The following is an 11,726-nucleotide window of genomic DNA, read 5'->3' as shown; positions in this document are numbered from 1 at the left end:
CCCCCCCCCGTGGTTGCCGGGCAGGTATGATTCCCTTATCCGGTTTTTTAATGTCCCCTGTGTCCATTATTTAACCTGTTACCCCGTTATTTTCGGTTGAATGTTTTTTAAGCATCCAAATACGAAGCCAATAGATTATTGAAAATACAATGTATAAGCACACAATGACTATACCGGTACCTACCCAAAAATAGGCTTTTTGGAGCATCTTTTGAGCTTCACCTATACTTATTTCAGGAGATGGTGGTGCATTCCCAATTATTTCTACTGCTTTCTCCTTTGCCTTTTCCTGTATATATTTGTCAATGTCTTGCTTTGCTATTTTTATGTCGTTATAGGTTACCGTATGCGATCTATCTGCTATTACCAACGCCATAGCTACGGCTTTAGCTCTCTTTTCCCGTAATTCAGCAGCTTCATCTGATTTGAGCCAATCGTCAACAGCTTTCTGATATGCTTCCTGATACGCTGTAGCTTGTTGCTGGTAGTCAATAACTTCCTGGTACACATTATAATACGAGCCACCACTAATGATCATCACCATGCTTAAACCAATAACCACTATCGTAATCACCAGCCACCGCATTCTTTTCACCCCCCAGATATATTTTACTCACTGTGCTCCTGTAATCCTCCTTGATAGAAGATTTTATTTCAAATCCAGTATTTGGCTTTTAAAATTTAGAAACACGTGTGGCCGCAAACACGTCTGCGAGATGATAAAAAGGGATCACCCCTGTTCAATGGTGATCCCTAACCTCAAATCAATAGCCGATCCACTTTGACCAGTTGCCAATATTTGGTATCCTGGACGGATGGTCGTACCTGGCTTTGATATACCTTATTGCAGCTATGGCATTATGCAATGGATTGAATATATCACTATAGCCTGGTAGAGCGTACTCCCTGAACGTCGAAGGAATGGTCTGGAACACCGGTTGCCTGGTCTGCTCTGCTTCACGCAACCGCCTGGTACGGTCAAGCGCCCTCTTCAAGGTGGCATTAGCCTGCCACTGTTTGAATTTGCTTTTAGGAACTTCATAACCTTGTTCGGATTCAATTTTTCTTAAATCACCAAAACCAGGCATGTATTACACCTGCCTACTACAATTGATTTAATAAATTCAAGAAGTAATCAAGCTCATCATAGCCCTGCTGTGCCTGTTGCGCTAACCTCTGACGCTGTATATCCAACCATGCTTGCTGATAAGCGCTTGGCTGTTCAAATTTTAAAATATCGAGATTCAACCGTTGAGCCTCCGGAGTAGGCTGCCCAGTCCACGGGTCCACACCGGTAATCTGAGCTTCCTTTAAACGCTCCTCCAGAGCGTCAAGCAATGCCTTACGACGAGCTTCATCCTGTTTTATTGTCTGTCCAACCGTATAGTTTCCCCCAGTATACGGTGGAGCATATTCCCCAATACCAATTTGAAATCCAGCCTGTGGGTTATCTCCCCAATAACTTCTTGGCAAATCATAAGGGCTTCCACCGGCCTCAATAAACGCTTTCCTGGCCTGACTAGCCCTCTCATTAAGTTTCTTACGCGTCTCCGGATCAGCGGTAGCCCACTGACTACCATATTCTTCTATAGCCTTCGCGTATGGCCGCATCCTCTGCGCTTTTTGCCAATTAATAATAGCTTGCGCTAATGCGGGTGCTTGCTCAAAAGCATTGTAGCGCGGTACTTCGTTGCCATAGCTTCCAGAGGCTAATTTGTCCAATACATTCTTAAGCGCCATTATTTCCACCTACCTTTTAGCCGTAAAGTAATTGTTGCAACAAATTCAACAGGTACTGTTGCTGGCTGAGATTTGCCGCCTGCGCCATGGAAGCCAATCCCGCAGCCCTGCTCCAAATATCACCTTGTTGTTGCACCATTCTTTGGGCTATCTGGTCGCGTAGCTGTTGCAGCATATAAGATTCAAGTTCCCCCTGACGTTGCATGGTTTCCTGCTGCTGCCGTTCAGCTTCCTGCTGGATCTGTGCCAGGGTATTGGCCGCCGCCGCCAATTTAGCCGCCTTCTCCTGCTCGGACTGGGTAGCCTGCTCCATAATGGGAGCACTAAGTTTGGTAGTCAGCCACTCCACCGCGCCGGAACGGCCCATACCCCGGGCTATAGCCTGCTCAAGGGCACTCTGCCGAGCCTCTTCAAGCAACCGTTGCGTTGTTTGGGGCACGGTGGAATAAGCGGCCTCGATAGCGGCCTTCTGGCTTTCATAGTCCTTCTGCGCCTGCTCCAGCCTGGATTTTATAGCCGACAGCACCGGGTCTGTCTGCAAAATAGCGTACTGGTGTGCCTGTTGCTGCAATTCAGATTCCGTAGGAGCAGTATACGAAGTTTGAGCCTGCGACAACAGGTCACGCAACAGTTGTTCATAAGGGAAACTGTACTGCGACACACTGCCACCAATCAACGGCGAGCTTCTAGGTACGTTGGGCGTTTCGGAGTAAGTCGGCTGATTGGTGGTAAAATAATGCGGGTAAGCCTGCATAAACGCTTGAGCTGCAGCCGGATCGGTAAACGGTATCCCAGCCTGTTGCTTGCGCTTTATCTCCGCCGCATACGCACCATAATCACCACCGAAATAATTTTGCAGAATGCTTTGGTAATCGGCACCGGAAGATCCGCTACTACCACCGGTAGGAGACAGGCTACCCAGCCCAGCCAGCTGGTTGCCGCCGGTGTACTGCACACCTTCCCACGCCCGCGTACTCTTACCGGTAACAGGGTTGGTGATTGTGTAATAGCTACCCTGCTTTGTTACCTTATACCCCTGGCTTTTTGCCCAATCAGCTAACGAAGGCATCTAAAAATCACTCCTTTCGTCTGCTACAGCATCCTTCCAAGCCTCCAAAAGTTCCAGACGCTCACTTTCGGACAGGACAAGTTGGGTATTGTTTACAAGTGCAACCTGGCTTTGACCACGCTGCGCAAGCAGGCCAGCAACCTGCAAAACCATTTGCGCCGCCCGGACGTTTCCGCCAACCGCTTTTTCGATCAACGCTTCGACGATTTTGGGAGATGCTTCCACGCAAAGGGCCACAATCTCATCTCGTTTTTCCCGCAGTTTAGCTTCATCCATTTTCTGTAAACAACGCTCAGCCATCATTAAGCACCTTCTTTCCTCTTTTTGCCAATTGCTTGAACCAGGTTGATGGTTTGGCCGGTTTTCTGTGGTTGTTGTTAGCGTTCCACAAATCCCGGTAATCGCCCAATCCGAGGCAATGACGGCAGTAAAACCCTACACCCGGCACCAGCAACAGGCTCCAGGTGCGTCTACCACAGGAGGGGCAGCTAAACCAGTGTACAAAACGCTGGTTGTGTTTATACCGTTTGTAACTAGCCTGTACCGGCACACGTTGAATTGTTTGAATCCCGCCGCCGGGGAAATGAACGGTAACCTGCTGCCGGTTATATTCGACAGGCAACCCGGCTACAACAGTTTCGCCTTCGCTGTCTAAAGTGTATGCGAAAAATCTCTCAATCATTTGGGTAATAGTCTCCTTTGAAAATAAGGTTAATTTTCGCGCCAAACCTTTAGAAACTGCCCGGCGAAATTGAAATAATAACCCCTATCATTAAGATATTCCTGTGCAGCTTCCATGTATTTCTTTAATTCCTCCATACTGTCAGCAGGAATGAGTGATTTCAACGGCAGATTCTTCCAGTTTTTATAGTAAAAGCAGGACGGAAGCAGCTCTAACCAGTTAATTAATGTGTATAGCGGCCATGTTAAGGGGTATTCTACTTCCCAGCTATTGCCACAATTGCAGATGTATCGGGCAATCTGCTTGCCGTTGCGTATTTCACAGTCTACAGGGGGGTACTCACTTAGAAACTTAGGACATGCCGAAAACGATTCTCTGTAAAGCTTTTCACCAAATAAGCGGGCAGCCAGCATTAAGGCATTCTTATCCACAGGTTTCCTTCCATTGCCATTACGCGCAGAATTTTTGATTATAATTTTCATTAAAATTTCATCTCCTTTCCCAAAGCCTCCAAACCAGGACTTTGCCTGTCCGGATATCCACCCTTACAATTGGCCGGGCAGTCAAACGCCATATCGCTAATTTAAGTGCCTCTTTGGTCCTTTTTTGCTTAAACTTTTTACTCGTTGAGCATCACCTCTTAAACATCATGCGGCCTGATTGTGTGTCAACCACAGGGGGGTACCTTTTTGAGGTTGCGGTTTTAATGTGGCCAGTAATGTGGCCACCCTTTTGGCCACATTAGAGCCCTACAGCCATGCGGGTTTGAGGGCAATGTGGCCATTATATATATATGGGATATGTCAAATATATATATATTTCTCTCACCCCCCCCGAGATTTGGCTACAAAAGCCTCTCAGCCCAGTATTCATGCGGTTTCGCAATGTGGCCAACCCCTGGCCACATTCATGGCCACATTAAACGCCCCACTCCTGTGGATGTTCACCCAAGAAGTAAACAGAGCCACGCCTTCCTTTTTTTGCCATTAAAACTCCAGAGTTTTGGAGATTCTTCAAAGCAGTTTCGTAGAACCATGTTCCATAACGCTCCCAGTGGACGGCTTTACGTAATCGCCCATCTGGTAGAGGACCATTTCTCATCAAAGTTCGCATAATACGTTGTTCCATGGCTGCCATGCGATTGTCGCAGTCAATCGGGTCATATGCCTTGCGAACGTTATACTGCCAGTCAACCAGTTTGATAACCTTGTTCACTGTTTCGCTGTCAATTGATTCGAGATTATCCTGAGAAACTGCCAGTAGAATCATTAGTCTTTTCGCATATGCGTCTAGACGTTTACTGTGTTCACTTAGTGGTCGGCTGCAATACCATTGTTCAAATAAGTCTCGGGCTTTATCTGTTAGTTTGAGTCTAATTGGTGTTACAACCTTAATTTCAGCTTCTGTCCCATTGGCGTAGATTTTGCCTTTTTGTGACGCTTTAGTGTGAATAAACGCAACAATATCAGCTAAACGCTGCGCCAGTGCTTGTTTTTTCTCAGACGGAATGGTTTCTGGAAGCGCTATGCGTTTTCTGGCTTTATCAGGTACGAGCCACAAGCGGTTGACAAAGCCGATGTCAAGAAATTCGGATGTCCACATTGATTCAAAAGTTTCCGTTGTGCAAGCACTAAGTAGTGAAACATGCACACCACGCAAGTTTATACGGCTTTTGCGAGTTGAATTTGAAAATTCGTTCTTGTGAAACAGGCTTGTGAGCATTGGCAACAGGCTTGAATGCTCAATTCTGGCTTTCTGTGTCAGCAATTTGAGTTCATCAAGCGCAATTATGCAATGTTTGTTATCTTGTAAAACCTGCGCTAAACCTTCACCGCTGCCAAGTCCGTGTTCGACATGCGGCATGTATTCACCAAGCGCATCTTTGAAAAATACCCCAACCTTGTCAATAACGGTTGACTTTCTACTGTCAGCCGAAGGGCCTATAATTGCCAGGTAAATCCTGGGCTGAATAATTTCCTCTGAATCTAATTCAATGTAACCCGAAATTGCCGCGCTCAGGTAAGTTAGAGCTGCAAAAAACCAGTATGAAAATGGAGCTTCAAAATGCTCTGAGAACATCTTAGCTATGTCAGCGCAGATTCCAACGGCACAGTCCTCCGGGAAATCGAGATCACTACGGTCTGCTTCCATGATGAAGTATCTACCCCCACCTGTGGTGGCCATTTTAAGTGCTCGTTCAGCTACTCGTACAGCATCTTTCCAGCCGTCTGGGCGGTCTTTGAACTTGTCATGGTGGGCAGCACTCGTGAAAACAACGCTAGCAATGTCCAGCAAATCTGTAATGCCGTTTTCAACGCACAACCGGGCCAGGTTGTATGCTTCACCGCTTCGATCACCGGAATTACGGCCTGACTGCCAGATTTCTGTTACAAAATTTGGCAGTTTGCTCATAGTTTGCTCCGCTCGGGCCTCAATATCATCCGGCAGGTACGCATAAACGGCCTCCTGCTGTTCGTGCTGATGGATCAGCTCAATAACAGGCTCTGGTGGTTCGAGAATCTCACTAAACGAACCACTAATCAGCTCATAAACCTGACCGCTCTGGTGCTGTGAACCGGGGGCTAAAACGAAGCCGCTTGCCTTCAAATCGCCCAGTCCATTTGGAAGTTTGAATGACGTGGTTTTAATACCGGGATTGCGGAAATATAAGTGGTAACCGCGCCCCGTTTTGACGGTTGTTGTCCCAGGTGGAATGTCGAGCAATGTATGCAATTCATTAATTCGAGATCCATCGTCCAGGTCAACCACAAGCAGCCCGGATTTGGCCAGATCAATTCCAATATTTGCTTGCGGCCATTTGCTCCACCATGCTGAAATGATTGTGGGATCGTTGATCGATCTGCCTGGCCAATCCCGGAATAGTGGTGCTTTACCAATTTCACGGCCTATGTGTCCTTTACCGCAGCCGCAATTGCCGGTTTCATCAGGCCAACAGCACGGTAATACGTAAAATCCGTATTCCGATAATTCAATTGCAAGTTGACTTTTTGTAGTGTTTTCTGATATAATCACAATAGAACGCCTCCTTGCTCAACAAAAATGCCTTTCCCATTCCCGTGCACTGCCAGATGCCCCACCAGCATACTGGCATTTGCTTTTTACTGGCCGCTTTCCATCCATTTCATCAGACCGGTCTTGCTGATGATGATCTTCTTCTTCCCGATGCGCTTCGCTGGAAACCCTGGACTTTTGGCCAACTTATATGCTTTGTTTACGTTAATTCCTAGGATACGACCTAAAATGACCGGGTTAAAGAAGTCTGGCGCTTCGTCTAAAGGTAATCTACTCTTTGCCGTACCTATACACATAGTGTAAAAACCCCTTTCTTTATAGTTTCGCTCCAATTTTATCACATAGTCCAATGATATGCAAACGGGTGTTTAGGTCTTTCGTTGGTAGTTAAACCTCTATACCTCCCGCTAACGCGGTTCAGCTACTATTTTGGCGGCAACGTTATCCTATATGTTGGTGTCAGTGTTAACTTTAGTGTTATCTATTCCATCTAAATTAGTTTAGTATTATTTTATATGTTATTTTGTGTGTTAGTTGAAAATATTCGTTGTTAGTCTATCTTTTATTGCATCGTGCCTCCCCCCTGTGGCTGCTCGTTCATTGGAATGCGCCATAAATGGCCGAAAATTGAGAGAAAAACACCTGGGTAATAGGGTAATTACCTGATTGAGGGTATCTCTTAAAATTAGGCCCTTGTAGCTCGTCTAAGGGGCATGTATGTTTTCCGTTGCATGCAACCTGACTGCTTAACCAGCTCGGTATTTATGAAACCGGCTTGAGAAAACTTGAGAAAAAGTTGAGAAAAAGACTGCCTGGATTGCCTTGGAATACCCTGTAAAAGAATATGCCTTGACAGACAAAAACCCAGGCATATCAAGGCTTTCAGTTAGAATGGATTTTTTGATTTTGTAAAGGATGGACAGAATTAGGCATCTCCAAAACCGTAGGCTGCGGGTTCGAGTCCTGTCTCCCCTGCCAGGGAAAAGTCAAGCCCCGCAAGGAATTGCGGGGTTGTTCATTTTGGTGCAAAGTAAGCCTTTTCCCCGGATTGGGGACAATTTGGTGACACTCACTTTCAAACACTACCCAGCGATACCTAACGGAACCAAAAAAGAAGCGGCCCGGTGGCCGCCTATTTCCCCTTCGCCTTTATTTTCACATTGAGCAGGCTATCCAGTTTGTCCGCCGCCTCCCTGTCGGCGCTCTTATCATGGGGTTCTGCAAAAAAGGGCACTTTGGGAGCAATTGGGAGCAAATGATTGGAACCTGGTTATAAATAAAAAAGCAGGGTAAATAAATCCCCTGCTTTTTCGGTGAAAGGCTTATTTTTCCGCTTCGGCTTCCGCTTTTGCCTTTTTGATGATTTCCTCCGCCAGGCGGGCTGGCACTTCTTCATAGCCGATGAACTCCATCCGGAAGGAGCCCCGGCCCTGGGTCATTGACTTCAGGTCGATGGCGTAACGGTACATTTCGGCCAGGGGTACCTGAGCCTTTACCCGGGAGTTCTTCCCGGCCGCTTCCATGCCCAGGATGCGTCCCCGCTTGGTGTTGAAATCACTGATGATGTCGCCCATATAACTTTCGGGCACGGTTACTTCCACATCCATAATGGGTTCCAGCAGTACCGGCTTGGCCTGCTGCTGCCCCTTCTTAAAGGCCATGGATGCGGCGATTTTGAAGGCCAGTTCCGAGGAATCCACCGGGTGGAAGGAACCGTCGTAAAGGACCGTTTTGACACCGGTCACCGGGTAACCGGCCAGCACTCCCTCCTGCATGGCTTCCTTTACACCCTTTTCTACGGCCGGGATGTACTGTTTGGGCACTGACCCGCCGAAAATTTCTTCAGTGAATTCATAGGGTGTGTCGTGCAGGGGTTCCAGTCGCAACCAAACATGGCCGTACTGGCCGCGGCCGCCGGTTTGTTTCTTGTGTTTGCCCTCCACCTTCACTTCGGCGCGAATGGTTTCCCGGTAGGGAACCTTTGGTGAATCCATGGTTACTTCCACACCGTACTTTCGTTTCAGCCTTTCCAGGAGAATGTCCAGGTGCAGTTCTCCCATACCGGTAAGTAGTGTTTGCTTTGTTTCCGTATTCTTCTCCACCCGTACGGTGGGATCTTCTTCCAGTAATTTGGATATGGCATCGCCCATCTTATCTTCGTCGCCTTTGCTCCTGGGTTGAATGGCCACAGTCAGGGTTGGAACGGGAAAATCAATGGGCGGGAGCTTTACCGGATGGTCCTTGTCACACAGGGTATCACCCGTGCCCGTGTCCTGTAACTTGACCAGCACAGCGATGTCCCCGGTGGGCACTTCGGTGGTGGGAGTGGAAGTTTTACCCCGCACATACAGGATCTGACCGACTTTTTCCTGTTTCTCCTTGGTACTGTTTAAAACAACGGCGTCACTTTTTAACGTGCCCGTAAATACCCGGATAAAATTCATCTTACCAACGTATGGGTCGGCCAGAGTTTTAAAGACCAGACCGGAGAATGGTGCTCCTTCTTCCACCGGCGGAGCGGGGCTGTTTTTAACCAGGAAGTCCATTAAGCTGGTTACCGCCATATTTCTGGTGGCTGAACCGCACAGGACCGGCACCACCTTGCCGGACAGGACGCCCTTGTGCAGGCCGGATTTTATTTCCTCGGTGTTTAATTCTTCCCCCTCCAGATATTTCATCATTAACTCGTCATCGGCTTCTACGGATGCTTCGATTAATTTTTCCCTGAAGGATGATATGTCGGGCGCCATATTTTCCGGAACGGGCACTTCTCTGGCCTTGCCGTTTTCAAAGGTATAGGCTTTTTTTTCAATCAGATCCACTATTCCGGTAAAATCATTGGCCTGTCCCAGGGGTAGCTGCACTGGTGCAAAATTGGCGTCGAACTTTTCTTTTAAATCGTCCATAACTTTGTAAAAATTGGCATTCTCCCGGTCCATCTTGTTTATAAAGACAATGCGGGACAGGTTGGCCTGTTCAGCCCGGTCCCAGATGATTTCCGTTTGCACTTCCACCCCGTCCACGGCGGAAACCACGAAAAGAGCCGTTTCCACCACCCGCAGGGCCCCGTACACTTCACCGATAAAGTCGGAATATCCCGGGGTGTCCAGCACGTTGAGCTTGCAATCCTGCCATTCGCAGGGAACCAGACTGGTATGAATGGTCACCTGGCGGTTGATTTCCTCGGGATGATAATCGGCGGTGGTGGTTCCATCCTCCACCCGGCCCAGACGGTTGATAACCCCGGTATTATAAAGCATGGCTTCAACCAGGGAAGTTTTGCCCGCTCCACCGTGGGCAACCACCCCAATGTTACGAAGATGGGAGCTTGGATAATTCTTCAAATCCCAGTTACCTCCTTTTGTAAATAATGGTTTCCTTCAGTTTTATATTCTATACTCTATTGATGCCAGGAATGGGTGTTTCCGGATGAATACAAAAACAGCCCCTTTTTGAGCTGCCCATGCCAGCAGGCCCGAAATCCCCTTTCCTGCGGCTTGTATAACCTATATTCTACGTCGGAAAGGCAAAATCCTTGTCAGTAGCAATATTTTTTCGACAGTACATTGCCCGGGCCCTGACAAGGTTGGCCACATAGGTCCACCGGTACAAACATAGATATAGCAAGAGGTGGCGGAATATGACCCGGCAATCCTTTGTCTACGGGGCCTTCATCCTCCTGATGGCCAGCCTTCTAAACCGCCTGATCGGTTTTGTTTATCAAATTGCCATGATCCGGTTGATTCGTCCGGAGGGAGTGGGCCTTTTTAATATGGTTTACCCTATTTATGTCCTGGTGCTGGTCCTGGCTGCCGCCGGGATTCCGGTGGCCATTTCCAAGCTGGTGGCCGAAGAGGTGGGCCGGGGCAGCCTGCGCGGTGCCTACCGGATATTTTCTATTGCCTTTGTTTGTATTATTGTCAGCAGTCTTTTTTTTACCATTCTGTTGATTGCCGGTTCTCCCTTTTTGCAGAGATACGTTTTTCCCAATCCCCAGGTCTATTACTGTTTTATCAGTCTTGTGCCGGGAGTGGTGATTGTTTCCCTGTGTTCCGCTTTCCGGGGTTTTTTTCAGGGGCTGCAGCAGATGACGCCCACGGCGGTCACCCAGGTAACGGAACAGATGGTGCGGGTGGTGGCCGGTCTGGTGATTGCATACCTCATGTTACCCAGGGGTGTTGAATATGCGGCCATGGGCATTTCCCTGGGGGTTGTGCTGGGCGAGTTGACCGGTTTTCTGTTCATGCTTTCCATCTATTTCCGCCGGCGGCCTCAACCCTCCGGGTTTGTTCTGTACCTGCCCGAGCCGGGGCTGAAAGTGGCCGGGCGAATATTTGAGCTGGCCGTACCCGTTACTTTGACCCGTTTTGTTTCCACGGCCCTTTTATCCCTGGATGCCATGCTTATTCCCCGGCGCCTGCAGGAGGCGGGCTTGAGTATCACCGAAGCCACAGGGGTATACGGCCAGTTTGTGGGCATAGCGGAAACCCTGTTATTTACCCCCGGTATTGTCACCATTTCCCTGGCCACAGCGCTGATACCGGCTGTCAGCGATGCCCTGGCCCAGGGGGACCTGCCCCTGGTACGGGGACGTACCGAGGAGGCCATTCGCCTGACCATGCTGGCCGGGTTACCGGCCGCCGGAGTGTTTTTTCTTTTGCCTCAGGAGCTATGTTCCGTATTGTTTGGTTACGCCGATGCCGGAGCAGCCCTGGGCATGCTGGCCATAGGGGGGCCCTTTCTTTACCTGCAGCAGACCACCACCGGCATTCTCCAGGGGTTGGGCCATGCCGGCCGCCCCTTAAAAAACCTGGTTTTTGCTTCTTTGTTCAAGGTGACCGGCATTTACTTTTTAACACCCGTTCCCGGTTTGACCATTCGGGGGACGGCCCTTTCCCTCTGTGCCGGATATATAATCATGGCCCTGCTGAATTACCGGGATCTGAAGGAATTGACTGCCTTGCGCATTGACCTGGCCTATTGTTTGGGCAAGCCCCTGCTGGCCACCCTGGGTATGATGGTGGTGATGTGGTATGCCCGCAGCCATATATTTCCTTTTGCCGGTGTAACCCTGGCCGGGTTGATGGGGGTACTTTTCCTGGGCGGTGCCGCCTACCTGATTATTTTGTTGCTTTCAGGGGGCATGCACAGCTACGACCTGCACCGCCTGTCATCTTTCCTGGGCTGGCGACGGTAAGTGGG

The 11,726-nt window shown here is 48.7% G+C and carries 11 protein-coding genes; 1 reads left to right on the top strand and 10 read right to left on the bottom strand.

What is annotated here, in order from left to right; genetic code table 11:
- Positions 1–70: 70 nt before the first annotated feature.
- The 10 genes from GFC01_RS14360 to fusA form a co-directional block, all read right to left on the bottom strand.
- On the bottom strand, positions 71–586 hold the full coding sequence (locus tag GFC01_RS14360; RefSeq protein ID WP_152947859.1) for a hypothetical protein: 516 nt from the start codon (positions 584–586) through the stop codon (positions 71–73).
- Between the two features lie 178 nt (positions 587–764).
- A complete protein-coding gene (locus GFC01_RS14355) occupies positions 765–1,088 on the bottom strand; it encodes a transglycosylase SLT domain-containing protein (RefSeq protein WP_152947858.1) in 324 nt (107 codons plus the stop codon).
- Positions 1,089–1,104: 16 nt separating this feature from the next.
- Entirely contained in the window at positions 1,105–1,740 is a 636-nt protein-coding gene (locus tag GFC01_RS14350) for a hypothetical protein (protein WP_152947857.1), read from the bottom strand.
- Positions 1,741–1,756: 16 nt separating this feature from the next.
- Complete coding sequence (locus GFC01_RS14345) at positions 1,757–2,809, bottom strand: hypothetical protein (protein ID WP_152947856.1); 1,053 nt, start codon at positions 2,807–2,809, stop codon at positions 1,757–1,759.
- On the bottom strand, positions 2,810–3,112 hold the full coding sequence (locus GFC01_RS14340) for a hypothetical protein (protein ID WP_152947855.1): 303 nt from the start codon (positions 3,110–3,112) through the stop codon (positions 2,810–2,812).
- Entirely contained in the window at positions 3,102–3,491 is a 390-nt protein-coding gene (locus GFC01_RS14335) for a hypothetical protein (RefSeq protein ID WP_152947854.1), read from the bottom strand. The genes GFC01_RS14340 and GFC01_RS14335 overlap by 11 nt, the downstream gene beginning before the upstream one ends.
- A 29-nt stretch (positions 3,492–3,520) precedes the next feature.
- Complete coding sequence (locus GFC01_RS14330; RefSeq protein ID WP_152947853.1) at positions 3,521–3,973, bottom strand: hypothetical protein; 453 nt, start codon at positions 3,971–3,973, stop codon at positions 3,521–3,523.
- A 436-nt stretch (positions 3,974–4,409) separates the two neighbouring features.
- Positions 4,410–6,524: a bifunctional DNA primase/polymerase gene (locus GFC01_RS20025; RefSeq protein WP_152947852.1), complete on the bottom strand. Its 2,115-nt coding sequence runs from the start codon at positions 6,522–6,524 to the stop codon at positions 4,410–4,412.
- An 86-nt stretch (positions 6,525–6,610) separates the two neighbouring features.
- Complete coding sequence (locus GFC01_RS14320; protein ID WP_194174966.1) at positions 6,611–6,820, bottom strand: helix-turn-helix domain-containing protein; 210 nt, start codon at positions 6,818–6,820, stop codon at positions 6,611–6,613.
- Positions 6,821–7,846: 1,026 nt separating this feature from the next.
- Positions 7,847–9,868: an elongation factor G gene (gene fusA, locus GFC01_RS14315; protein WP_152947851.1), complete on the bottom strand. Its 2,022-nt coding sequence runs from the start codon at positions 9,866–9,868 to the stop codon at positions 7,847–7,849.
- Positions 9,869–10,164: 296 nt separating this feature from the next.
- Between fusA and spoVB the strand changes: the two genes are divergently transcribed.
- Positions 10,165–11,721 (top strand): stage V sporulation protein B, encoded by a 1,557-nt coding sequence (gene spoVB, locus GFC01_RS14310; protein WP_152947850.1) that lies wholly within the window; start codon positions 10,165–10,167, stop codon positions 11,719–11,721.
- Positions 11,722–11,726 lie beyond the last annotated feature (5 nt).

Source organism: Desulfofundulus thermobenzoicus (assembly GCF_009428905.1).
Taxonomy (GTDB): domain Bacteria; phylum Bacillota; class Desulfotomaculia; order Desulfotomaculales; family Desulfovirgulaceae; genus Desulfofundulus_A; species Desulfofundulus_A thermobenzoicus.
The sequence above is the reverse complement of the archived record's forward strand: the minus strand, read 5'-3'. Positions and strand labels throughout refer to the sequence as shown.